Here is a 23,229-nt window from a genome sequence, read left to right on the forward strand (position 1 = left end):
CTATAAAACAAGCAGGGCCCGCCTTTCTCGGAAAGGCGGGCCCTGCTTGTTAGTTGGCTATACCTATTTGCTCATCTCCGCATAGTACTGGTAGAACATCGGGATGGTCTCTATACCTTTCATGAAGTTGAAAACTCCGAAGCTCTCGTTTGGAGAGTGTATGGCATCTGAATCCAAACCGAAGCCCATCAGCACCGAATCTAAGCCGAGTTCTGACTTGAACATGGCCACGATAGGTATGGAACCGCCGCTGCGCACCGGCACCGGCTTCACACCGAAGGTAGTTTCGTAGGCTCTTGCGGCAGCCTGGTAGGCAACCGAGTTTGTAGGTGTCACGACAGGCTCGCCGCCATGATGCGGCTTCACCAGCACACGCACACTTTTCGGTGCAATGCTTTCAAAATGCTTCTGGAACTTCTCTGTTATTTCCGCTGAAGTCTGGTTCGGCACCAGGCGCATCGATATCTTGGCAAAGGCTTTGGAAGGGATTACCGTTTTGGCTCCCTCGCCGGTATAGCCGCCCCAGATGCCGTTCACGTCCAGCGTCGGGCGTATGGAGTTGCGCTCCATGGTTGTGTACCCTGCCTCACCGTGTACGTCTGTCAAATCCAAAGCCTGCTTGTACTTCTCTAAATCAAAAGGCGCACGCGCCATCTCAGCACGCTCCTCCTGGCTCAGTTCCTGTACGTTGTCATAGAAGCCAGGTATGGTGATGTGGTTGTTCTCGTCATGCATGGAGGCAATCATCTGGCACAGGATGTTGATGGGGTTGGCCACCGCGCCACCATACAAGCCTGAGTGCAAGTCACGGTTTGGCCCGGTCACCTCCACCTCCAGGTAGCTCATGCCACGCAGACCCGTCGTGATGGAGGGCGTGTCGTTGCCCAGCATACCTGTGTCTGAAATGAGGATTACGTCTGCCGCCAGCTTCGTTTTGTTGCCTTTCACAAAGGTAGCCAGGTTCTCGGAGCCTACTTCTTCTTCGCCTTCAATCATGAACTTCACGTTGCATGGCAAGGCGTTGTTCTGCATCATCACCTCGAAGGCCTTCACGTGCATGTACATCTGTCCTTTGTCGTCGCAAGCACCGCGGGCGTATATCTTGCCATCTTTGATGACAGGCTCAAACGGAGGCGAATGCCACAACTCATAGGGGTCAGCAGGCTGCACGTCGTAGTGGCCATATACCAGCACGGTCGGCAGCGCCGGGTCTATTATCTTGTCTCCGTATACAATTGGGTAGCCACCCGTTTCGCAGAGTTCTACGTTGTCAGCCCCTGCCTCGGTCAGCTTCTGTGCCACGTACTCCGCCGTACGCAACACATCTTGCTTGAACTTTGGGTCAGCGCTCACCGACGGAATGCGCAGCATATCCATCAGCTCATTTATAAATCGATCTTTGTTGTCAGAGATATATTGGTTCATGGTGTATGGTTGTGTTCAGGCTTAAAGTTACAAAAAAAAGCCACCCTTGTAGGAAGGATGGCTTGTAAATGGTTTCAGTGGATAGTCTCCGGCTATACCTATTTCCGAAGGCCTAGCTTGATGTTGGCTTTGCTTTCCTCGCCTTGCAGCAGGCGGTTGATGTTCTTGCGGTGCGTAAGCGCCACCACGGCGAACAGCACAAACCCAAACACTATCAAAATGGGATTGTCAGGATGAAAGCGTGGCAGCAGCAGCAGGATAGGGAAAGCCAGCGCGGCAATCATGGAACCCAGCGACACATAGCGGGACGTGAAAAGCACAATCACAAAGATGACCATACACATCAGCGCCACTTCCAGGTGAATGGCCAGCATCATACCCAGCAGCGTAGCCACGCCTTTGCCACCCTTGAAGCGCTCGTATACCGGGAAGATGTGTCCGAGCACGGCTAGCGCCCCCATTATGAGCTTATAGATAATCAAATCATCGGCTTCCACGGCGTTGAAGATAACCAGCAGACCGGCCAACGAAGTGGCTACCCAGCCTTTGAAGATATCAATCAGCATCACGATGGTACCTGGCTTTTTGCCGAGCACCCGGAAGGTGTTGGTGGCACCAGAGTTCCCGCTACCATGCTGGCGGATGTCCATCCCATAGTAAGCTTTGCCTATCCAAACAGCCGTCGAGATAGACCCAATCAGGTAAGCAGCAAGAAAAAGTATTGCAATCAAAAGCACGTCCATGACCTGTGTGTCATTATATGAGTTTAGCCTGTAACCGCACTTAAAAGCTTTAAGTGCGGCCCAACAGCATGTTTTCTAACCGAATCGAACCCAAATATAGGAACTTGTCAATTCAATATCCAAGATTCGGGTGCAATTCCGTATACGGCTGCATCCTTAGTTGTGGTTATTGCCACCCCTCTTCTTCCTCTGCAGAACCCTTTTTCTTTTTCTTTTTCTTCTTAGAACCTTCGTCCTCTTCTTCCGCCACGTTAAAGCCTCCTTGGTCAGATATGGAAGGCTCGCTTGCCATCTTGAATCCGTTCTGTCCTTTGAGATAATCTTGACGGAACTGGTCTACGAAGCGGTTTTTGTCAATAGTCTCACCCATGTACATAGCGTACTTAAGTGAGCCGCCACGTCCGCCGCTCGCCTTGGAACGAATGGCTTTGTTCACAGCCGGGTCAGAGGCAACCATCACCAGGCCATTTTCCATGTAGCCGATGTAGAACCAGGTCCAAGGATCTGTTTGCAGGTACAGGTTCACCACCGGTTCACCGTTCAAATCCTGGCGTATCTCCATGAATCCATCCATGTTGGCGTTCACGTCCTGGTCCATGACGTTGGCCAACCCAAGCTTGCCCACGCTATACCAGGCTTTGGTCTTGTTGGACCAGCGCAGGTCTACGTTATGGAACACCAGGCTGCGCTTGAGACTGCTCGACAGTTTTGGCAGCGGAACGTAGCCACCCTGGTCTCTGTACTTGCGTGCATCACGGTTTCCAATGAGTCCGGCTAATTTGTAAACCATCTCCTCGTCGCGGCTTATACCTGTGCCGTCTCTGCTCACCGTCTCAAAAATCTTTTTAGAGATGGCTGCAATTACCTGGTTGGGTACAGACAGGTCAAAGGCCATGAGAGCGTCGATGTCATACCGGCTGCTGTCGGAGTTAGCGCTTCCGCTGCCAGCCGCCTCAATGTTGAAGTGCTTGAGCGGGGCTACCAGGTTGAGCTTGCCGTTGAAGTGGATGGTCTTGGTCGTCTCGTTGTAGCGCAGTTCATTGCCTTCATAGGAGTCCGCTACGGCACGCGCCGCATTTATCAGCCTGAATTCACTCAGGCTCTTGTCATACGAGAGGTGCCCATCCACTGTGAAGATATCCAAATCGTCTTCGTATTGCTTCTTCGACACGAAGGTGTTGTACAACTTGGAATCTCCTCTAGACAAATGGAGTCCGGTATGGAGTCGGGTGCCATCGGCTGCCTTTGGATTGATAATGGGTATGCGCACGTTATCTGGGTTCAGCGAGTCCTTCTTGAAGGGGAACCAGTCTGAGTCTGCCTCATTGCCGGTGAAGTTGAGTTTCAGGTCGCCATCAAAATCCATGTCCGGCCGGTAGGAGTACATCTTGACGTTGCCCCGGTACCGGATGCGTGGGAAAATGTAGAAATTCTCTCCCTCATCCACCCGTGACAGCGCATAGGTCGTCAGGATTTCCTCTTTCTTGTTCAGCGGATGCTCGCCATATGTAAACTCTGCGAACTTCAGGTTGAAAGAGTCTGACGCGGCGTTGTGATAGTCGCGTGAGGCCACACCGGTGAAGGCGTTGCGGGAGAGCACATCAATGTTGCCGGCGAACAGCTTGTGGAAATGCTTTACGGAGTCAGCCATCACGCGGGCATTGCGCAGGGTCTTGATGGTGGCATCCGCCGAAACGGCCACTCTACCGCTGTCAGGTATAACGTGCACATCCCCTACCGGAATGTAAGGCACGCCGCCCGCCAAAATGGTATTCACCTTCAGGTCGTACTCCCCGCTCTCGGCGCTGAAACGCAAGCCCGCCTGCTGCGGGTGCTGGGAGTAGAAGTAGTTCTTCCCGCCTTTGTCGTCCGCTGTCAGGCTTACCTTCTGTTTCTTCATATCCCATTTGGCGCTGCTCATGGAGGTTTTGTACTGCGCCTTCGGGAACTCGATGCTGGCCGCTCCTACCTGTTCACTGCCAAACTCCACCATGTCCTTGTTCATGTCGTAGTTGATGGCCACATCCTGTGCCAGCATAGCGGGCCTGCCTTGCACGTCGGACTTCACTATCATCTGAGCGTGGCTGCCTGAGAAGCTGCGGCCCTTGAACAGCAACATATCTGAAACCACATTGGCTACATCGTTGTCGAGTTCCCCGCTGCCGTAAAGGCCGCCCGGTGCCAGCTTGGCCGTGCCCACGAACTTGTACTGCTCTTTGTATACCAGCATCGGGTCTTTGTCAACGAGCACATGCATGGTATCCTGCTTGGCCATCCAGTTCATCTGGTATTTCCCCAGAACAGCCTCCGGATAGTCGGCGTTGCCCCCGCCAGGTTGAATCTTTGCGCTTGTGCCTTTCTCCGTCACCACCCTGTCCAGGTAGTAGGTATACTCAGGCGCCTCAAACGTAGAGGTCAGATATTTCAATGTGCCCCGGCTTTGTATACCTGCCGAGCTCATCATGATAGTATCGTGGGCGACGCCCTTTCCACCAAAGGCAGGCAGCCCGTTAGGCCCCGGCACATGATAGAAACCAAGGGTCTGGTCGGGCATCATGGTCAGTTTGGTCTTGATGGGCGGGAAAATGCCGCCGGAATGGAATGTCCCTGTAAAGCCCATGCTTCCTTTACCGGCACTCAAGCTGTCCAGCTTATAGGAAGGTATATCAAAGTATACAGTACTGTCGTAGGCGCCAGCCAACACATCCGGACGGCTGAAAGCTACCTGACCACCCATAGGAGAGTCAAACTTTGGATACTCCGGGTAATACTCCCGTCCAGATTTGTTGTTGGGTTTGTTGATATACAGCTTGCCCGACATCTTGCCGGAGCGGCTTGTCATGACTTGTTCCTTTGTCTTCTTTCCTTCAGAGAAACGCTTTCTTGGTACGAAGGCTACGGTGTCCAGCTTTTGCATGTCTATCATGAACTCCTCGTAGTTGAACTTGTGCTGCGTGCCTCGGAAGGTAAGGCGGCCAGCGTGTATCTTCCCGCCAAACTCCATGTTGCGGTTATCGAGCAGGTGCACCACGTTGCTGTCTGGCACCACATACACACTAGACGAGTCGTTGTTGAAGGCTATTTTGTCCACACCGCGTACGGTGAGCTTGTTGTTGCTCAGGTTGAGAGTGGCGTTTCGACCAGATGGCACCACTGACTTGATAACGATGTGGTCGTAGTCGTTGGCTTTGCGCGAAGACCCCACATAGTGCCAGGCCTTTTGTTTAAGTGAGATAAAGTTTGTCTGCCCATCATACTCCAGGAAGCCTTCTCTTGAAAGGTTCTGCGCCGCCTCCATCACAGCTGATTCTTTCAACTTGGCCGACTTGGCCACATCCGCCGCATAAAACTGGCTGCTCTTCACTTTGATGGCATATGCCACCAGCGCCTGCAGCGGGTGAAAGCTCGCCACTCCGACCAATTGCTGGTAGCGGATATTAGAGTAATAATGCGCTGACTCCAGTTGCACAGGTATAAGCGTCTTCGTGTTCAGGATAGAGAAGTTCACGAAAGGCGACTCTAAGCTCCAGAGCAAGCGCTCGGCTGTAATCTCGAATTTGTGGTAGCTGTCATAGAAAGGAGCCTTGCCATAAGTGCCTTTGTCACGCATGAGTACCAACTCCTTCGAAGGCTTGGTGTAACGCAACTGCATGGCCGGATGCGTCAGGGAGTCTTTTTGCTGGTTCTGATAAATAGCTATGGAGGCCCTATTAGCGGAGATGATGGAATCGTTGAGGCTGTAGTTGTGGGCCATGGACCGGAACTTGCGCTTGCCATCCACAGAGACAACCAGCTCGGAAACGCTTCCGTCCAGCGGCTTGCTGCCTACGTTGTCGCCTACCAGTGTAAAGCCGCCGGTATAGGCGATGTTACTGCCCAGGCTTTTCACCTTCGCATCGTTGGTGAAGGAGATGAATTTAGGGTAGGCCCTCTCGCCGTTCTTGCCTGGCTTGGTGCTCCTGAACTCAAAGGCACCATCGATAGGTGCGTCCAATACGGCCGCGTAGGTGATGGTGGCATCCGGCACCCGGAAGGCAGCCGTTGTTATATCAAAGTTGTACTTCCGAAAAACAGCGGAAACAGGTTGCCCGGCTGCCTGCCACTCAAATGTGCCTCCTTCGCCTACAAACAGGTTGTTGGCCAGCATCAGCTGGCCGCTGGTTTTGCCGATGGAGGTGGAATCGTAAGGCGTCACGAAAGTCAGGGCAACATTTTCCAGTTTCAGCTTAGGTCCTGACACCTTGGGCTGGGCAGGTATGAACATCTTCTTGTAGTCTTCCTTCCGCTTCTTCTCGGCTGCCTTGGCATCTACTTTCTTAGGTGTGCTCACCACTGCTCCCCAGCCATCGTCTTCCGCTGCAGCCTCTGTTGCGGCAGGTTCGTCATCCCAGGAGATGTTATCCCATTCGCCTCCACTGGGTTCCTTGGCGGCATCTTTGGAAGCCGCCTTGCCTTCATAGGCAAAGCCCACACTGCCCCCGGTGGTGCGCAGCGTGTAGTGCTTGTTCTGGTACAGTATGCCGGATGTGAGGTAGCGGCTGCTGGTGCCTAGGAAACGGTCCAGGTTGGCGCCTTCCTCCTGCTGTATTGCTTTGTCCAGTACCTCCAACATGTTGTCGAGTTGGGCGCCGCGCATGTTGTGCTTGTTCACCCCGCCCACCAACATCATGAAGAACTGCTCGAAATGGGGGTTGGAGCGCAGTTTTTTGCGGTACATGCGCTGCGAGATGTCCACGACCTGCTGCTTTTGCTTAGCCGATAGCTTGTCGCCGGACCAGATGCCTTCCAAGTCAGCCGACAGTTGCTCGGCGCTGGCCACCCTGCCTGCAACAAGCAGGGCCTTCGCGTCCTTCACGAACTCATTGGGGTCAGTAGAGAGTTTGGTCTGGGCCTGCGCCGTGAAAATTGCCAGAAAAAAGATTAAGGGTAGAAGTTTATGCTTCATAGGTTGAAGTGAGGTTAATTAGCTCTTTTTGAAAATGGCAGACACCCAGTTGTTCTTAACCCGGTGTGACACATAGGCCAGCCCTAAACCGGCTGCTCGCTCCTGCAGCACAGGAAGGTCTTCGGTATAGAAGCCGCTTAGCAGCAAAGTGCCGCCGCCTTGCAGCACCTCCACGTAGGCAGGCATGTCTTCCAATAGCACGTTCCGGTTGATGTTCGCCAAAATGATATCGTAGGGACTGTCTCCTGCAATGGTCTCGGCACCTCCCAGGCGCACGTCTATTTCCGGATATCCGTTCAGTTGGGCGTTCTCGCGGGCATTCTCCACGGTCCAGTCCTCAATCTCCACGGCCACAATCTCCTTTGCGCCCAATTCTCCGGCCATGATGGCCAGTATACCTGTGCCGCAGCCCATGTCCAGCACGCGCTTGTCCTGGTGGTCCAGCGTGAGCTGGTTCTCAATCATGAGCGTGGTGGTTTCGTGGTGGCCCGTGCCGAACGACATCTTCGGGTTGATGACGATGTCATACCTGGCAGCAGCCGGTTTCTCGTGGAAAGAGGCCCGCACCGATACCTGTCCGGCGATGAACAGGGGCTCGAAATTCCGTTCCCACTCCTCGTTCCAGTTCTGCTGCGCAATCTTCTGGGCCTGGTATTCCACCTGCGCGAGGTCAGCATAGCGGGCCAGCATCTCGTCAAGCGCCTCCTGCTCGTATTTCGCCTCATCAATGTAAGCATTAAAACCTTCGGCTGTATCTTCAAAGGTGTCAAATCCGAGCTCCGCCATTTCGGCAATCAGGATGTCGGCAAAATCAGGGTTTACTTTAAGCGATATTTCTATGAAATCCATGAGAGTGGGTTAAGGACGGCAGGCGGCGTAAGAGCGCACAGAAGTAAAATGAACAGTGAAATCAGCGAAATTGCGGTTGTCGGTCACGTATAGGATGTGGTCTGCAAAGGCTTTCTTGTCGGTGATGTACCAGATGGCCGTTCCGTCGGCGAACAGTTTGTTGTTCTCGCGGTATACCACCATGGTGGCGAAGGCTTCGTCATCTCCCAGAAACACGGTGTGTGAGGCGGTGTTCCTGTACTTGGGGTCGCGCTCCAGGTATACCGAGCCGTAAATCCGGCAGATATCCTGGGACACAGCGGCTGGCTGGGCAGGCGGCGCTGGCACCGCTATAGTTGGCAAGAGGGCCAACCATAAGGTCAACAGTAGAATCATACGCTATAATTTAGCCAAATATAACTATATCTTCAACAAAAAAGGCTGCTGACATCAGGTGTCAGCAGCCTTTTTTATCCGCTTATGCTTTGTTAGAAGGATTTGATAATGTCGGTGAAGTCCCGTGATTTGAGGGAGGCACCGCCAATCAGGCCGCCGTCCACGTCTTCCTGTGAGAACAACTCCCTGGCGTTGCCGGGGTTACAGCTGCCGCCGTACAGGATGCTGGTGTTGAAAGCCGCCTCGGCATCGAACATGCGCGACAGTTGCTCGCGGATGTAGGCGTGCATTTCCTGCGCCTGCTGGCTGCTGGCCGTGCGGCCCGTTCCGATGGCCCAGATGGGCTCATAGGCCACCACCACCTGGTCAAACTCCTCGTTGCTGAGGTAGGAAAGGCTGTCGTGCAGCTGCTTGCCCACGTAGTCGAAGTGGCGGTCAGCGTCGCGCTCCTCCAGCGGCTCGCCGCAGCAGAAGATGGGCGTCATACCTTGTGCGATGGCTGCCTTGAGTTTCTTGTAGAGTGTCTGCGCGTCCTCGTGGTGGTACATGCGGCGCTCGCTGTGGCCGATGATGATGTACTCCACTCCCACGGACTTCAGCATGGCAGCCGACACCTCGCCGGTAAAGGCGCCGCTCTCATGCTCGCTCACGTTCTGGGCAGCCAGGAACATGCGGTCGTTGCCTTGTGTGAGTTTGCCAACGCTCTGCAGGTATGGAAACGGAGGGGCCACAATGACGGTCACGTCACCGTTCACTTCGTCCTTCACCATGTTATCGATTTCCGATACCAGCGAAAGCGCCTCCTCATAGGTTTTGTTCATTTTCCAGTTGCCAGCGACGATTCGTTTTCTCATGTTTTATGTTTGTTGATGATGGTTATACTTGATTTGACAGTCTGTGCTGCTTTACGGCAAGTTAGCAAATAATGGTATACCTCTCCCCTACCTGCCTAAAAACAGCGACACAGGTATAGCAAAAGCCGCAGACACTCATGCATCTGCGGCTTTTGCTATACCTGTGCTATACCTTACAACCTGTCCTTCAGGAACCGGGCAGTGTGGTTGTCTTCCAGTTTCGCCATCTCCTCGGGCGTGCCCTCGAACAGCAGGTGGCCTCCGTTTGTACCTCCTTCCGGGCCCAAGTCGATAATCCAGTCGGCGCACTTGACGATGTCCATGTTGTGCTCAATGATGACGACTGTGTTGCCGTTCTCGATGAGCGCGTTGATGGACGTGAGCAGTTTACTGATGTCGTGGAAGTGCAGACCGGTGCTAGGCTCGTCAAAGATGAAGAGAATGTTCTCCTGGTGCGGCTGCACGCCTTTGGTCAGGAACGAAGCCAGCTTCACGCGCTGCGCCTCGCCACCTGACAAGGTGTTGCTCGATTGCCCCAGACGAATATATCCCAGTCCTACATCGTTCAGCGGCCGCAGCTTCTCAATGATTTTCGGCTGGTCCGCAAAGAAGTCGATGCTATCGGCGATGGTCATATCCAGCACCTCGGCTATGCTCTTCTCCTTGAACTTGATGTCGAGCACGTCCTGCTTGAAGCGGTGGCCGTGGCAGCTCTCGCAGGTCAGGTAAATATCAGCCATAAACTGCATCTCAATCTTCACCTGTCCTTCGCCCTGGCATACCTCGCAGCGGCCTCCCTCAATGTTGAAGGAGAAGTGCGACGGCTTGAACCCACGCGACTTCGCCAGCGGCTGGTCTGCATATAGGGAGCGAATGGCGTCATAAGCTTTCACGTACGTTACCGGGTTGGAGCGCGACGATTTCCCTATTGGGTTCTGGTCCACGAACTCCACGTGCTGAATCTTGTTGTAGTCACCGGCCAGCTTGTCGAACTTACCAGTAGCCTCTGAGGTGGAGCCATGCAGCTTTTGCATGGCCGGCGCCAGAATCTTCTTGATGAGCGTCGATTTGCCCGAACCGCTCACGCCTGTCACCACCGTCATCACGCCTAGCGGCAGCTTCACCGACAGGTTCTTGAGGTTGTTCTCCCGCGCGCCCTGTATTTCAATAGTATTGCGCCACTTGCGACGCTGCGCCGGCACGGACACTTCCATCTTGCCGCTTAGGTATTTGCCGGTATAGGTATGGGAGGTCTTGGTCATCTCCTCAAAAGTGCCTTGGAACATCAGGTTACCGCCACCTGAGCCGGCCTCCGGTCCGATGTCGATAAGTTGGTCTGCCGCGCGCATCATCTCCTCTTCGTGCTCCACCACAATCACGGTGTTGCCCAACGCCTGCAGTGAGCGCAGCACGCCAATCAGTTGTTCGGAGTCCTTGGGATGCAAACCGATGCTCGGTTCATCCAGGATGTACATAGAACCCACCAAAGCGCTGCCCAGCGAAGTAGCCAAGTTGATGCGCTGGCTCTCCCCGCCAGAAAGGGTGTTGGAGAGGCGGTTGAGCGTCAGGTAACCCAAACCTACACGTTCCAGGTAGCCCAGGCGGTTCGCAACCTCAGTTACCAGGCGGTCCGCCACGTTCTGGTCATGCTCCGACAACTCCAGATTGCGGAAGAAGGGCAGTACCTGCGTAATCGGCATCAGCACCAGGTCTGTGATGCTCTTGCCGTTGACTTTGACATAGCTGGCGTCTTTGCGCAGGCGGGAGCCTTTGCAATCGGGGCAGGTGGTACGGCCGCGGTAGCGCGACAGCATCACGCGGTATTGTATCTTGTGCGTCTGAGACTGCAGGTGCCGAAAGAAATCGTTCAACCCCTCAAAGTACTTGTTGCCGGTCCAGAGCAGTTCCTGCTCTTTTTCAGACAGTTCATTGAATGGACGATGGATTGGAAAATCGAAGCGGATGCCGTTTTTGATGAGCGGTTGCAGCCACTCGTTCATCTTGTCGGAGCGCCACGGGGCAACAGCGCCTTCGTATACCGTCAGGCTCTTGTCAGGTATAACCAGGTCGGGGTCTATACCTAGCACGGTACCAAAACCCTCACAGGTCTGGCAAGCGCCATAGGGGTTGTTGAAGCTGAAGAAGTTGACGGAGGGCTCCTCAAACACCATCCCGTCCAGTTCGAAGCGGTCCGAGAACACACGCTCCTCCTCGCCATACAGCACGCGGCACTCGCCATGGCCTTCAAAAAAGGCCGTCTGCACCGAGTCCGCAATCCGGAACTTCAAATCCTCATCTGACAGGTATATCACGGCACGGTCTACGAGTATGTATACCTCCTTGCCCAGCTTCGGCTTCTTCTCTTCCAACAGCTCTTCAATGAAGTATACCTGTCCGTCGGCGTAGATGCGTGAATAGCCTTTCTGCAAGAGCAGGTCCAGCTCCTTTGCCAACGTGCGCTCTTTGTGCTGCTGCAGTGGCGCCAGTATCATCACACGGGCCTCGTCCTCCAACGAGAAGATGAAGTCCACTACATCAGCCACGCTGTCCTTCTGCACCACCTCCCCCGAAATCGGCGAATAGGTCTTGCCGATGCGGGCGAATAGCAGTTTCAGGTAGTCGTATATCTCGGTGCTGGTGCCCACCGTGGAGCGGTTGTTCTTGATGCTGACCTTCTGCTCGATGGCGATGGCTGGGCTGATGCCTTTGATGTAGTCCACATCGGGCTTGTCCATGCGGCCCAGGAACTGGCGCGCGTAAGAGCTCAGACTCTCCACGTACATGCGCTGCCCTTCGGCATACAGGGTGTCAAAGGCCAGGGAAGATTTGCCGGAGCCCGACAGGCCGGTGACCACTATGAATTTGTTGCGTGGCAGGGCCACACTCAGGTTTTTCAGGTTGTGCACCCGCGCCCCTTTGATGATGATGTTCTGCCGGGGGTCGAGGGCGTCTATGTTTTGCTCTGCTTGATTTGCCATACAGACAGTGGTTCTGGCAGCAGCGGTAAACCCCACAGCCAGCGCCATTTTATCTCTTTAGATGAAAGTGTAAAGTTACAAATACCTGACCGCTTTCAGAAGGTTTTGTTGCACCTGCTTTTACACCTCTCAGCGCAAGGAGCAGCAACCTCCGGAAGGAATGAGGGCATCATTTGAAACACCCGCCACTGCAAAAAGGTTTATGCATCCTACCTTTAATCTCCGCCTCTCCTCACGCTGCGCCACGATTAAATGAACGGGAAGTTTATTGCGTATAAAAACTCTGTTAAGTTCAACAGACTGAAGCATATATCGTATACCTATATAACTGCTGTGCAATATTAAGCAGTCCCACTGGGATGTTTGATAGAGTGAAAGCATCAAGTGCCAAATTACCAGCATAGCAGCCTGTAACACCTTAGCCCTTCTACCGCCTTATCGCCCGCACCCTACCCTAAGGCAAGTTTACATTTTCAAATCGCTGGCATACAGGTCTTGTATACCCAGAAAAAACTTAATGCCCTAATCCTATGGAAAAGCATATACATTTATTTCGCGCCATACTCTGTACCGTTTTACTGATAGGGTTTGCCCAAGCGGCTTCGGCTCAGACAGACGATACTCCCTGTTTCTACACAGACGATGAAAATCCGGAGGAACGTTGTATTGCCATCGGATACGCCAGCGTGACGCCCTACGTCAACCAGCCAGGAGACCCGCCGGGCCAGCAGCTTCTGAATGTAAGGGTAGTCTTTCAAGCATGTGACGACGTGACTGAAATCAGCATTTCGCGCCCGGGAGGCTCTCCCATTGTAATAGCTGGCGATGACATAACCGGCGAAGTCCAGGACATCGAATTCCAGATTAACGCGAGGGCATTTCAAAACAACAACGACCTCAGGCTCACCATCGAATTTACCACAGGCGACCCCACCACCGTAGAAATAGTGTATACAGGAGATGAAGAGTGCGAAAACATCCTGGAGGAAATCTTTCCTTTGCCAGTGGAACTGGTCAGTTTCAGTGTGGCGGCCTCTCCCAAGGGAATCAGCCTGAGCTGGCGCACGGCCAGCGAACTGGAGAACAAACACTTTGAGGTGGAGCGAAGCACGGATGGCCATACCTTCACTCAGATAGGCATTGTGCCAGGCCATGGCACTACCTCCATACCCAAAGACTATACCTTCGAGGACAAGAGGCCAGCAGACGGAACCAGTTATTACCGTTTGAAGCAGGTGGACTTCGATGGCCAATACGAGTACTCCTATATAGTAGCCGCTGAGAACGCACCTCAGGAAAACCAGCGACTTGTGGTGGCACCCAACCCCTGCCTCAAGGGCGACTGCGAGATTAGCCTGGGCCGTGGTGGCATAAAAACCGAGACGCTCCTAGAGTTGAAAGACATGACTGGTCGCGCCATCTTCTCCAAAACGCTATACCCAGGAGATGACGCCACCCTACGGCTGGAGGAGTTAAAGAAGCTCAAGGGCCTATACCTGCTCACGGCCACAACCAAAGACACCATCCTTCAGCAGCGCCTCTTGGTGGAGTAACAAAGTTGCTGAACGGTTGGCGCTGCAACCACAACCAAAAGACCGGTCCTTTATGGATATTTCTGAACCTGCAACGGGTGCGAACGCGTATGCAGTGTTTACAACCGTTCAAACTTAAAGACCAACACGTATGGGAAAAGGAGATAAAAAATCGAAGAAGGGCAAGATTGTGAAAGGCACTTACGGCAACAGCCGCCGCCGCAAAGCCAACAAACAAAAAGGCGCTTCCGAAAAGAAAGAGGCCACAGCCTAGTAGCATCACCCTATCAGAACGACAGCAGGCCCATGTTCCCGAGAAAGGAACATGGGCCTGCTGTCGTTATACCACCTCCATCTCCGGAGTCAAATCCAGTTTGCGCAGCTTATCTGCCTTCAAGGCTGTTATACCTACCACTAGCAGGGTAATGGCGCCACCCAGCACGACAGATGGCACAGCCCCCATCACCTTCGCCATTGCCCCCGCCCGGAAAGCGCCAATCTCATTGGACGAACCGATGAAGATGCTGTTCACCGACGACACGCGCCCCTTCATGTACTCCGGCGTCAGCGTATGGATTAAGGTAGACCGGATAATCACACTGATGCTATCGAATGCCCCGCTCAATGTCAGCAACACCAGCGAAAGCCAGAAGCTGGTGCTCAGGCCAAAGAAAACGAGGCTCAACCCGAAACCCGCCACACACCAGAGCATGATTTTGCCGGCTTTCACGGTGATAGGATGGTAAGCCATCCAAATGGCCATAGCCACGGAGCCAACCGCAGGCGCAGCCCGCAAAAAGCCGAGCCCCTGCGGGCCTATGAGCAGGATGTCTGAGGCGAATACCGGCAGCAGCGCCACCGCCCCGCCAAACAGCACCGCGAACATGTCCAACGAAATGGCGTTCAGAATAACCTGATTCCCGAAAACGAACTTGATTCCAGAGCGCAGGCTTTCCTTCAGGTTCTGCGGATTGACGTTCTCTGGAAGCGGTCTGCTGCCAATCAGCGCGAAAGCCGTGAAAGACAACAACACCAGCAGGGCATCCAGGGCATAGGCAGCCGTAATGCTGTAGAACCCATATACCAACCCGCCCAGGGCGGGCCCCACCAGTGACGCCGCCTGCCAGGTCGTGCTGCTCCAGGTGATGGCATTGGCGTACAGCTGCTTGTCGGCTACCAGTTGGGGCATGAAAGAGAACACTGCCGGCCCCATGAAGCCACGGGCTATACCGCTGATGAAGATGACCGCATAAATCGGTACCACCCCGTACAGCAACAGCACCTGGCTCACATCCAGCGTAAAGTATAGCAGCGCCAGCGAACACAGCAGCAGCACCGCCACCACCGCCACGATGATGCGCTTGCGCGGCACCGTATCTGCCACATAGCCGGCATACAACGACACGAAAATGGAAGGTATAGCCTCCGCCAACCCTATCAAGCCAAGCGAAAAAACGTCTTTGGTGATATCGTAGATTTGCCAACCCACGATTACGGCCTGTATTTGCATAGCCAGCGTAATGCAGAGCCGGGCCGAAACGTACAGCCTGAAGTCGCGCAACCGCAAAACGGCATAAGGGTCATGTTTCCTTGTCGGTTTACTGCCCATACCTCTTTCTCCTCCTCAAAAAAATGAACATAACCGCAAAGCTACGCGAAAGCTCGAAAAGCTAGAGTTTGCTAACTCATATTTAATCTGATGATTACCTGTGCTCCCATCCGGGCGGTGTAGCTGAAACGCAAAAACAGGTATGCCCACAAGAATAGGCACCGACCCAACGGAGACAGACCTGCCATATCGACTCACAGTTTATAGACAAGGTCATAACCCACTGCCTTCCTTTACTATATAAAATTTTTCAGAATTTTAACCCTTATATTGCAACACTCCTTTACCGATAGAAGTATAAATTTTTATAGAGCGGACACCTTATTTCCCAGCCGCCCATTCCGCGTCTATGCAAAGCTGCAAGTAGCATACTGCCTCAGTCATGTACCTGCTACTGGTACAGCCCACAATTTTTTGTTTCGTAAACCTCCCTTTACTAGGGTAAAATCTCTTCCTGATTCAGAATCAGGAGGCAGGGAGCGTTCGCTTTATAGGATTTAAAACTTTAATAAAAGACAGAAACATGGAACAACTGGACATCCGCACATTATTGGAGAACATCGAGAAGAAGGTGTACCAGCAGGAAATCACATCCAGCTCAGACGTTACCCAACTCATTAATACCGAAATCGCAAAGGCCATCAACCTCAACAGCAAGGCAGCTGAAAACGCGCTTCAAAATGTATCGTGCACAACCATTGAGTGCTACCTGCAGCACCTGAAGGCCGTAGAGGCGAAGCTGCAGAAACCCTGCGACATCACAGCCCAGTGCAAGCCTGTGGAGGAGCGCGAAATCAATCGCAGGTTGCTGCTCATCCTGAACCGTCTCAAGCGGTATAACCGGCAGTAACACCTTCGCGTAAATCATTAATAACGCATCCTTCGTCAGGTACTCAATCCTCGCGAAGGATTTTTTTATGCGCTATACCTGCTATACCTGTTTCTTGCCTGTTGCGGCACACCTACAAGCGCCTTGCTCACAATCGATTTATCCTGCCAATGCGTGCTTTATCTGCGCACCAAGTGAGGGTGACTAATGTCATTTTTCTGCCAGGGCATACCTTGTATTTTTGTTTTTCCATAGGTTCCGGCACTTGGGTGGGCCTCAGCCAGATGACATACTCTGCCTGACAGCCGTCTTAGCAAATACGCGTCAACCGATGGGCCAAACATAATAGCAGGTTTTAGGATGAAGACAGATATCAAGGATGAGCAGGACATAAAGCTGTTGGTTGACACCTTTTATGTCAGCGTGAGGGAAGACGATTTGTTGGAGCCCATCTTCGATGGGTTTGCACAGGTGAACTGGGAGCACCATCTGCCCATTATGTATAGTTTCTGGAGCTCAGTGCTTTTCGGCACCATGGCCTACAAAGGCCAGCCCTTCCCGAAGCACATGCGCCTTCCCGTGGACAGGCAACACTTTGCCCGCTGGGTCGAGTTGTTCACCCAGACAGTAGATAGCCTTTTTGAAGGCGAAAAGGCGCAGGAGATAAAGCAGAAAGCCACTAGTATAGCACAGGTCTTTCAGATGAAGATGGGCCTGATAGGCATTATTGGCAAAGAATATTCTGCTTAGGCCACAGCAGAATCTTATTCTAGCTAGAAAGGGCAGGGGGAGCGGACGATAACCGCTCCCCCTGCCCTTTTATCATGGTAGCAGCAATAGGTATACCATTAGGCAGAAAGGGGGCTCTATATTCTGATTTATAAGTTCTTATATATGTTGAAAATAAAATTTAACTCAAAGCATATACACTTATATTATATTGCCGTATATTAGGTATCAGTAATTTATTCTGAAAATATAGCTCCTGTAATATTTTTTTTTAAGGAGAGGCGGCTGTTCTTGCACAGTCAGGATGCTTTATCTATATTTGATTTACACTTCATAAAAATCTTAGTTCTTAAAGCTAAACGCAACAATATGATATAAAGCTCTACGTTAACTTAATGTAGCTTTACGATGAATACAACTACCCAGCTGAGCGACTCCGCATTGGTGACGCTCTACATCGCAGGTAACGAAAATGCGTTTGAACAGCTAGTAAACAGACACAAGAACAAGGTATTCACTACAATCTTACTGATTGTCAAAGACACGTATACAGCCGAAGACCTTCTGCAGGATACCTTTATAAAGGCTATCCATACCATGAAGGGCGGGCGGTATAACGAAGAAGGCAAGTTCTCTTCCTGGATATGCCGTATTGCCCATAACCTGGCAATCGACTTTTTCCGTAAAGAGAAAAGAAGCCCGATGATTACGCTGGAAGACGGCAGCAATGTGTTCAATGCTTTATCTTTTGCAGAAGATTCTGCCGAGTCGCTGCAAATCAAAGAGGATACACATGCACGTCTGCGTGAGCTCATCCAAACGCTGCCCCAGGCGCAGCGGGAAGTCCTCATGATGCGGCACTACGCCGACATGAGTTTCCAGGAGATTGCCGAAGCAACCGGTGTAAGCATCAATACAGCTCTGGGTCGTATGCGCTACGCATTAATCAACCTAAGAAAAAAGATGCTAAACGGCACAATTGCTTATGATAAAAACCTCTACTCAGAATGAGCTTATCCAGTATGTATACAATGAGTTGGCAGATGATGCCCGCGAGCAACTGGAAACAGCGTTGACGCACGACGACGAGCTAGCCGACAACTGCTCTGACCTCCTGCTCCTCCAGCGTTTGCTTGACGGCGCGGCCAAAAGCCCCAGCCAGCGGACCATCAACAACATTTTAAATTACTCAAAAAGCTTAAGTTTGCAGTCGTAAAGACTGCAGACTTTTTTTATGCGCAAACGAGAACGCTACAGGCACCTCATAGACTATTTCACCCAGAATTTTCCGGAGCCTGAGACGGAGTTGGCCTATACCAGCCCCTATGAGCTTATATTGGCCGTGGTGCTGAGTGCCCAATGCACCGATAAGCGGGTGAACATGGTGACGCCTGCCCTGTTTGAAGCGTTCCCCACACCGGAGCACCTGGCTGCGTCTTCCTCAGATGACATCCTACCCTACATCAAAAGCATCTCATACCCTAATAACAAAGCCAAGCACCTGGCAGGACTGGGCAGGATGCTGGTGGAGCAGTTCAACTCTGAGGTGCCCAGCACCGTGGAGGAGCTGGTGAAGCTGCCTGGGGTGGGCCGCAAGACTGCTAACGTCATCGTATCGGTCATCTGGAACCAGCCAGCCATGGCCGTGGACACGCACGTGTTCCGGGTAAGCAAGCGACTCGGGTTGGTCTCCAAAGCGGCCAAAACTCCTCTGGATGTGGAACGGGAACTGGTGGCAAACCTGCCGCAGGAGCTTATTGCCAAAGCGCACCATTGGCTCATCCTGCACGGGCGCTACATCTGCGTGGCCCGCCGCCCCAAGTGCGAGGAATGCCCCCTCACCCACTTCTGCCAATTCTTCCAGAAGAACTTCCCCAACATCCCGGATGACCCAGAAAACAAGGTAGGTGGCGTATAGTATTAGATATGACTTATAGGTACAGAAAAAGGCAAGCCAGAAGCTTGCCTTTTTCCATATCAAAAACTGTAGGTATTACATGACTGATTAGCTTCTCTGCTTCTGGTTCTCTCCGCTTCTTTGGCCTTCGAAGCCAGTTTTACGTTCTCTATGCTTGGCACGCTTTTCTGCACGAATGACTTCATACTTGGCATACTGCTCCGCCGAGAGCATACCTTTCAGTTCAGCATGATATTTTTCACGGCTCGCTTTCATGGCCGCGCGCTTCTGTGCTTTGTCCTCTGTGCCTTTCAAGCCTTCGCGCTGGGCTTTCATCTCCTGCACATGGCGTAGGTTCAGTGCCTGTAGCTGGTTTTTCTGAGAGGCAGTCAGCTCCAATTTTTTGGCAAGCCTTTCGGTTCTCATCTGAGCCATTTCCTCGGGGCTTTTCTTGGCTTTATCGGCTCTCATGCCACGTTGCTCCATACGGGCCTTCTTCTCCTGCTGACTTTTTTGAGGTATGGTCTGGGCGTAAGAGCTTCCAACAACCAGCATACCTAATGAGAGTACTGCAATCAACTTTTTCATTTATTCTATTTTAGTACTGTGTCCAGTTTGTTTGGGAGCGAAGCGTAAGATTGATGCTATGCTTCACTGAACTAACTCTTCCAAAGGTTGTGCCAGAAATGATAAGGAGGCAAATTCCAGGTATAGCATCAGGTATATACTGCCTATGAGCAGGGACCTAAAGCCAAACCGCTGCCTGAGGGATGTTGACCACAGACTGCATTTGCAGCTATACTTAATTTATATCTATATTGTAATGTTATACTATACTACATATACCCTTATACCTTTCCGCCCATGCTTAAACCCTTCCGATTACTAGTAACCGCAGTGCTTTTTGCCTGCACCATTGTTTGCGTCCAAGCCCAAACTAAATTTTCGGAGCGCAGAGGAGGCCATTCCTATACCATGCAGATTCCGGAATACATGGTGAAGACTTATGAATTGAACGATGATGCCTCGCTGCAGTACTTCAGCAAAAACAAAGAAGCTTATACCATTGTATTGGAAGACTCAAAAGAGCAACTGGAGCAGTTAGGCCTGAAATTCACCAGTGCAGAGGACTTCCTTTCTAATTTTACCAACGACTATAGAAAAGAAGCCAAGAAACGGAAGCTCGGCAAGGTGAACACTACACAAGCGAACGGCAACCAGGTGGCGCAGGCAGAATTAACCTGGAAAGACGAAGATGGAGAATTCTTCATGTTGGTTTCGGCTGTGGAGACGAAAACCCATTTCTACAAAGTCTTGTGCTGGACCATTGCTGCCAATGAGAAGGCACTGAAAGAAGATTTCAGCCAATTGGCCAAAAGCCTGCAAGATTAGCATTGTCCAAAACAAACGAGGGTAGGCTTGATAGCCTACCCTCGTTTGTTTTCCCCCGCTACCCTCAGCAGAATCTCCTCCATCTGACGGGCGAGGACTTGCCTGTCAAACTGCTCTCTTGCCACATCCTCTCCTCTGGCGCCTGCCTGCCTCAGCTCTTCCGGCATAGACAGCAGGCGCTTAATGGTCTCTGCCAAGCCCTGGGACTGGCCAGCGGGTGTGTACCACCCACACCCATGCTTCTCTACGAACGCCTTTGTCCAACCAGGGTTGGTGACCACTACAGGCGTGCCACAGGCCAGGCTATCGTAGAGTTTGGCAGGAGAGTTAGTGGCCAATACCGGAAGGTCATTGAACGTAATCAGGGACAGGTCTGCCAGCTTGAACCATTTGAATACCTCTGGCCTTGGCTGAGGCGGCAGCAGGTATAGGTTAGGGAGACGCAAAGCTAGCTGATGTAGTTCCTGCTCATAATAGCCGCCGCCGGTCAGCACAATCGCAATGTCTGTTCGGCTTGCCAATTGTTCCGCAGCCAGCATCAGGGTAGGTATGTCGTTGGCCCGACCATAGGTGCCGGCATACAACACGACCTGCTTGCCCTGCAGGTTGTACCGCTGACGCAAAGCCGTTACTTCCGCCGGTGTTGGCGCGTCGGCTAGTTCCAAATCCGTGCCGTTGAGTATAGTCGTGACTTTCTCCTGCGCTATACCTTTACCAACGATATAGCGCTCCATGTCCGGAGACAGCGGGATGATGTGGTTGGCACTCTGGTACAGGCTTTTCTCGAGGCGGTACAGGCGGCGCTGCAGCCACTCCCGCTTCACAGCGCCCATCTCGATGGGGAAGCTCGGCCACAGGTCCTGCACCTCAAACACCCACGGCACGCCCCGCAGCTTTGCCACGCGGGCCGCCATCCAGGGAGTAGACAAAGGCGTTGAAACACCCCAGATGACATCTGGCTTAGGTATAGCCAGACCTTTGGTGAGGCTGTATGCCGCAAACCCTCCGTAAGACACAAGTCGGCGCCGCACGCCCATCTTATTGCTATAAGGCACCACCTGTTCGTACAAATCAACCCCTTCTGGAACCCAGCTGTAGTTATTCGTGATGCGAAGCTCTTTCCAGGCGCTACTGGTCACCAAACTCACCTTGTGCCGCTTCGCCAGATACTCCAAAAAGGTATAGTGCCTGCAGGTAGAGGGGCAATCCGGGTTGTGGTGATGCTGATTGAAAATGGCGATGTGCATGTAGCGCAGGTATAGAGAGGCCAGCAGGTAAGAAACTTACCGCTTCTCTGGCTTGTACTTTGATTCGTTGAATATTTTCTGATAATCCGGGTCTGCCATCAACTCCGGCAAGGTCACCTTCGGGTGGCGCTCCATATACTTACGAACAATCTGCCAGCCAACCCAAGTCCCCAATCTTCCCGGCGAAGCAGGGTCAATCTCGGGAGTGTTGGGACGCTCTCCTATATATTTGTTCACTACAAAAGGACTCTTCTCGAACAGCAGGCTCTGCTCCACAAAGTGTCCCCATATGCGGCCTTCATTATGATTTACATCGGCTAGCTGCTGCCCGCTAAAACCAATGATGGTAGAATCAGGGGTACAAGGCATCATAGCCTTCACGAAGTAATAAGCTTTGCCTGTATTAATCATCTCGGCCAGCAGGCTTCTGTCTGTGAAGTTGGTTTTGTTGAACCGGTCGGACAGCAGCAGCATGGCGGCTGGAATCATGTTAGGCCGTTCATAGCGCTTCAGGATGTAATCGTAGGTATCAGGGCGGAAGCTGGCATTCTTGCCGATGAAGAAGTCCAGGCCCAACACCATTAGGCTGTCGGACACCAGCAGGTCTTGGTTCAGACCAGAGACGAACGTCTTCACCTGGGGCTCCTGGAACTCAGGGTAATGATATTTGATGGATTTGAAGGCTGTTTCCAGTTGCTGTTTCTCCTGCTCCATGTTCCCAAAGGTCTGCTCTGCCTCTTCTGCCAGCTTCTTAAGTTCTGGGTTTGTCGCCAGGCCATACAGGTTGTTGATAAGTACAGAATCGGCAGGATATCCTTTGCGTTGCAGGAAGCGGTCGGCAAACATCGGGTTCTGTTGCAGGAAAGTGGCTATGTCCTCTTTGGTAGAAGCCGCAAAGAAAGGTTTTTCCAGACGTTCTATTTCCACCGTCACCGGTATGCGCGCAATCTCCTCTGGTAATTCGCAGCCTTTCTTCTTGCAGCTAAAAAGCAACACGATGGTTGCGAGTAAGAATAATCTGTAATACATTGCCGTATATTTAACACAAAAATACAGGGATCTGCCATAACAGTATAACTTTACTTCTTCAATTTACTTATGCAACTTAAGAAACTTACCCTGCTGGTGCTATTTCTCTGCATCGCTTCCTCTGCCATGGCTCAACTCGAGATTGGCGTACAATTCTCCCCAACCATCTCGGGCAATAGGTTCATCGCAGAAGACAGGTATGATTTTAAAAAGTCCAACAGCACGCTGCGCCTGGGTGTAGGCGTGATAGGCGACTACTTCTTCTCCAACAACTATGCTTTTAGCTCAGGATTAATGTACCGTAGCAAAGGCGCCAAAATAAGCTACAAAGTCACAGGTCAGGATGCAGGCGGCAACCCCGTGGAAGGCACTGTTGAGGACGAACTGGCTGTGCAGTATCTGGAGATTCCTCTTACCCTAAAGCTCTTCACGAATGAAGTGGCGCCTGATGTGATTATTTACTTCCAGGTGGGTGGAGCACTTGGTACGAAAGTCGCTGCTCAGGTGAACAATGAGAAGATTCTTAACGGGGAAAGGACGGCGAAACGGTTTAACATTTTTGAGACGAGCGCTGTGTTGGGTACCGGCGCAGAAATGCAAATGGGCCAAAGCACCAAGCTTTTCGGGGGTGTCACCTACCATCGTGGTTTGAGCAACATCGACAAGCACTACAGAAACGTGCTCAACGATAAAAACATCGCCGTGAAGAACAACGGTGTTTCCATTGATGTAGGCGTCAAGTTCTAGGCCTACCAGCCAAAACAAAAAAGCCGCCCCGGTATACCGGGGCGGCTTT

At 52.2% G+C, this 23,229-nt stretch carries 20 protein-coding genes; 9 read left to right on the top strand and 11 right to left on the bottom strand.

Features of this window, described 5'->3' with window-relative positions; all coding sequences use genetic code 11:
• Positions 1 to 63: 63 nt before the first annotated feature.
• From B051_RS0119330 to uvrA, 7 genes are all read right to left on the bottom strand, one after another.
• Complete coding sequence (locus B051_RS0119330) at positions 64 to 1,425, bottom strand: dipeptidase (protein ID WP_018479881.1); 1,362 nt, start codon at positions 1,423 to 1,425, stop codon at positions 64 to 66.
• A 98-nt stretch (positions 1,426 to 1,523) separates the two neighbouring features.
• Positions 1,524 to 2,168 (bottom strand): glycerol-3-phosphate 1-O-acyltransferase PlsY, encoded by a 645-nt coding sequence (gene plsY / locus B051_RS0119335; RefSeq protein ID WP_018479882.1) that lies wholly within the window; start codon positions 2,166 to 2,168, stop codon positions 1,524 to 1,526.
• A 166-nt stretch (positions 2,169 to 2,334) separates the two neighbouring features.
• The gene (locus B051_RS0119340; protein ID WP_018479883.1) at positions 2,335 to 7,113 is read right to left on the bottom strand and encodes a hypothetical protein; all 4,779 of its coding nucleotides are present in this window, start codon (positions 7,111 to 7,113) and stop codon (positions 2,335 to 2,337) included.
• 18 nt (positions 7,114 to 7,131) lie between these two features.
• The gene (gene prmA, locus B051_RS0119345; RefSeq protein WP_018479884.1) at positions 7,132 to 7,962 is read right to left on the bottom strand and encodes a 50S ribosomal protein L11 methyltransferase; all 831 of its coding nucleotides are present in this window, start codon (positions 7,960 to 7,962) and stop codon (positions 7,132 to 7,134) included.
• A gap of 9 nt (positions 7,963 to 7,971) precedes the next feature.
• A complete protein-coding gene (locus B051_RS0119350; RefSeq protein ID WP_018479885.1) occupies positions 7,972 to 8,337 on the bottom strand; it encodes a DUF6150 family protein in 366 nt (121 codons plus the stop codon).
• A 92-nt stretch (positions 8,338 to 8,429) separates the two neighbouring features.
• Positions 8,430 to 9,191 carry a triose-phosphate isomerase gene (gene tpiA, locus B051_RS0119355; protein WP_026236542.1) on the bottom strand — a complete coding sequence of 254 codons (762 nt, stop codon included), beginning with the start codon at positions 9,189 to 9,191 and terminating at the stop codon, positions 8,430 to 8,432.
• A gap of 173 nt (positions 9,192 to 9,364) precedes the next feature.
• Positions 9,365 to 12,169 carry an excinuclease ABC subunit UvrA gene (gene uvrA / locus B051_RS0119360; protein ID WP_026236543.1) on the bottom strand — a complete coding sequence of 935 codons (2,805 nt, stop codon included), beginning with the start codon at positions 12,167 to 12,169 and terminating at the stop codon, positions 9,365 to 9,367.
• A gap of 530 nt (positions 12,170 to 12,699) precedes the next feature.
• Here uvrA and B051_RS22095 point away from each other — a divergent pair.
• Complete coding sequence (locus B051_RS22095; protein WP_018479888.1) at positions 12,700 to 13,722, top strand: T9SS type A sorting domain-containing protein; 1,023 nt, start codon at positions 12,700 to 12,702, stop codon at positions 13,720 to 13,722.
• Positions 13,723 to 13,852: 130 nt separating this feature from the next.
• Positions 13,853 to 13,975: a 30S ribosomal protein THX gene (locus tag B051_RS22270; RefSeq protein WP_018479889.1), complete on the top strand. Its 123-nt coding sequence runs from the start codon at positions 13,853 to 13,855 to the stop codon at positions 13,973 to 13,975.
• Positions 13,976 to 14,041: 66 nt separating this feature from the next.
• Here B051_RS22270 and B051_RS0119375 read toward each other — a convergent pair whose 3' ends face one another.
• Positions 14,042 to 15,310, bottom strand: coding sequence for an MFS transporter (locus B051_RS0119375; protein WP_026236544.1), 1,269 nt, complete (start codon positions 15,308 to 15,310; stop codon positions 14,042 to 14,044).
• 523 nt (positions 15,311 to 15,833) lie between these two features.
• Here B051_RS0119375 and B051_RS0119380 point away from each other — a divergent pair.
• From B051_RS0119380 to nth, 5 genes are all read left to right on the top strand, one after another.
• Positions 15,834 to 16,160, top strand: a complete 327-nt coding sequence (locus B051_RS0119380) for a hypothetical protein (RefSeq protein WP_018479891.1) — start codon at positions 15,834 to 15,836, stop codon at positions 16,158 to 16,160.
• A gap of 339 nt (positions 16,161 to 16,499) precedes the next feature.
• Complete coding sequence (locus tag B051_RS0119385; RefSeq protein WP_018479892.1) at positions 16,500 to 16,889, top strand: group III truncated hemoglobin; 390 nt, start codon at positions 16,500 to 16,502, stop codon at positions 16,887 to 16,889.
• 387 nt (positions 16,890 to 17,276) lie between these two features.
• A complete protein-coding gene (locus B051_RS0119390) occupies positions 17,277 to 17,879 on the top strand; it encodes an RNA polymerase sigma factor (RefSeq protein ID WP_018479893.1) in 603 nt (200 codons plus the stop codon).
• Complete coding sequence (locus B051_RS0119395; protein ID WP_018479894.1) at positions 17,854 to 18,084, top strand: hypothetical protein; 231 nt, start codon at positions 17,854 to 17,856, stop codon at positions 18,082 to 18,084. Before B051_RS0119390 ends, B051_RS0119395 begins: the two co-directional genes overlap by 26 nt.
• A gap of 18 nt (positions 18,085 to 18,102) precedes the next feature.
• The gene (gene nth, locus B051_RS0119400) at positions 18,103 to 18,786 is read left to right on the top strand and encodes an endonuclease III (protein ID WP_018479895.1); all 684 of its coding nucleotides are present in this window, start codon (positions 18,103 to 18,105) and stop codon (positions 18,784 to 18,786) included.
• Positions 18,787 to 18,873: 87 nt separating this feature from the next.
• Here the strand turns inward: nth and B051_RS22100 are convergent, their stop codons facing one another.
• Positions 18,874 to 19,353 carry a DUF4890 domain-containing protein gene (locus B051_RS22100; RefSeq protein WP_083919482.1) on the bottom strand — a complete coding sequence of 160 codons (480 nt, stop codon included), beginning with the start codon at positions 19,351 to 19,353 and terminating at the stop codon, positions 18,874 to 18,876.
• 387 nt (positions 19,354 to 19,740) lie between these two features.
• On the opposite strand from B051_RS22100, the gene B051_RS0119410 reads away from it, so the two are divergent.
• Complete coding sequence (locus B051_RS0119410; protein WP_018479897.1) at positions 19,741 to 20,157, top strand: hypothetical protein; 417 nt, start codon at positions 19,741 to 19,743, stop codon at positions 20,155 to 20,157.
• 35 nt (positions 20,158 to 20,192) lie between these two features.
• On the opposite strand, the gene B051_RS0119415 is transcribed toward B051_RS0119410, so the two are convergent.
• Positions 20,193 to 21,404, bottom strand: coding sequence for a glycosyltransferase family 4 protein (locus B051_RS0119415; RefSeq protein WP_018479898.1), 1,212 nt, complete (start codon positions 21,402 to 21,404; stop codon positions 20,193 to 20,195).
• 36 nt (positions 21,405 to 21,440) lie between these two features.
• The gene (gldB, locus tag B051_RS0119420; protein ID WP_071594925.1) at positions 21,441 to 22,433 is read right to left on the bottom strand and encodes a gliding motility lipoprotein GldB; all 993 of its coding nucleotides are present in this window, start codon (positions 22,431 to 22,433) and stop codon (positions 21,441 to 21,443) included.
• Between the two features lie 69 nt (positions 22,434 to 22,502).
• Between gldB and B051_RS0119425 the strand changes: the two genes are divergently transcribed.
• Positions 22,503 to 23,180 (top strand): porin family protein, encoded by a 678-nt coding sequence (locus tag B051_RS0119425; protein ID WP_018479900.1) that lies wholly within the window; start codon positions 22,503 to 22,505, stop codon positions 23,178 to 23,180.
• Positions 23,181 to 23,229 lie beyond the last annotated feature (49 nt).

Source organism: Pontibacter roseus DSM 17521 (genome assembly GCF_000373265.1).
Taxonomy (GTDB): Bacteria; Bacteroidota; Bacteroidia; order Cytophagales; family Hymenobacteraceae; genus Pontibacter; species Pontibacter roseus.

What these genes read in the sequence shown, in the direction of transcription:
- B051_RS0119330 (WP_018479881.1), bottom strand. Translation starts at nt 1,425, where the DNA reads ATGAACCAATATATCTCTGACAACAAAGATCGATTTATAAATGAGCTG.
- plsY (WP_018479882.1), bottom strand. Translation starts at nt 2,168, where the DNA reads ATGGACGTGCTTTTGATTGCAATACTTTTTCTTGCTGCTTACCTGATT.
- B051_RS0119340 (WP_018479883.1), bottom strand. Translation starts at nt 7,113, where the DNA reads ATGAAGCATAAACTTCTACCCTTAATCTTTTTTCTGGCAATTTTCACG.
- prmA (WP_018479884.1), bottom strand. Translation starts at nt 7,962, where the DNA reads ATGGATTTCATAGAAATATCGCTTAAAGTAAACCCTGATTTTGCCGAC.
- B051_RS0119350 (WP_018479885.1), bottom strand. Translation starts at nt 8,337, where the DNA reads ATGATTCTACTGTTGACCTTATGGTTGGCCCTCTTGCCAACTATAGCG.
- tpiA (WP_026236542.1), bottom strand. Translation starts at nt 9,191, where the DNA reads ATGAGAAAACGAATCGTCGCTGGCAACTGGAAAATGAACAAAACCTAT.
- uvrA (WP_026236543.1), bottom strand. Translation starts at nt 12,169, where the DNA reads ATGGCAAATCAAGCAGAGCAAAACATAGACGCCCTCGACCCCCGGCAG.
- B051_RS22095 (WP_018479888.1), top strand. Translation starts at nt 12,700, where the DNA reads ATGGAAAAGCATATACATTTATTTCGCGCCATACTCTGTACCGTTTTA.
- B051_RS22270 (WP_018479889.1), top strand. Translation starts at nt 13,853, where the DNA reads ATGGGAAAAGGAGATAAAAAATCGAAGAAGGGCAAGATTGTGAAAGGC.
- B051_RS0119375 (WP_026236544.1), bottom strand. Translation starts at nt 15,310, where the DNA reads ATGGGCAGTAAACCGACAAGGAAACATGACCCTTATGCCGTTTTGCGG.
- B051_RS0119380 (WP_018479891.1), top strand. Translation starts at nt 15,834, where the DNA reads ATGGAACAACTGGACATCCGCACATTATTGGAGAACATCGAGAAGAAG.
- B051_RS0119385 (WP_018479892.1), top strand. Translation starts at nt 16,500, where the DNA reads ATGAAGACAGATATCAAGGATGAGCAGGACATAAAGCTGTTGGTTGAC.
- B051_RS0119390 (WP_018479893.1), top strand. Translation starts at nt 17,277, where the DNA reads ATGAATACAACTACCCAGCTGAGCGACTCCGCATTGGTGACGCTCTAC.
- B051_RS0119395 (WP_018479894.1), top strand. Translation starts at nt 17,854, where the DNA reads ATGATAAAAACCTCTACTCAGAATGAGCTTATCCAGTATGTATACAAT.
- nth (WP_018479895.1), top strand. Translation starts at nt 18,103, where the DNA reads ATGCGCAAACGAGAACGCTACAGGCACCTCATAGACTATTTCACCCAG.
- B051_RS22100 (WP_083919482.1), bottom strand. Translation starts at nt 19,353, where the DNA reads ATGAAAAAGTTGATTGCAGTACTCTCATTAGGTATGCTGGTTGTTGGA.
- B051_RS0119410 (WP_018479897.1), top strand. Translation starts at nt 19,741, where the DNA reads ATGCAGATTCCGGAATACATGGTGAAGACTTATGAATTGAACGATGAT.
- B051_RS0119415 (WP_018479898.1), bottom strand. Translation starts at nt 21,404, where the DNA reads ATGCACATCGCCATTTTCAATCAGCATCACCACAACCCGGATTGCCCC.
- gldB (WP_071594925.1), bottom strand. Translation starts at nt 22,433, where the DNA reads ATGTATTACAGATTATTCTTACTCGCAACCATCGTGTTGCTTTTTAGC.
- B051_RS0119425 (WP_018479900.1), top strand. Translation starts at nt 22,503, where the DNA reads ATGCAACTTAAGAAACTTACCCTGCTGGTGCTATTTCTCTGCATCGCT.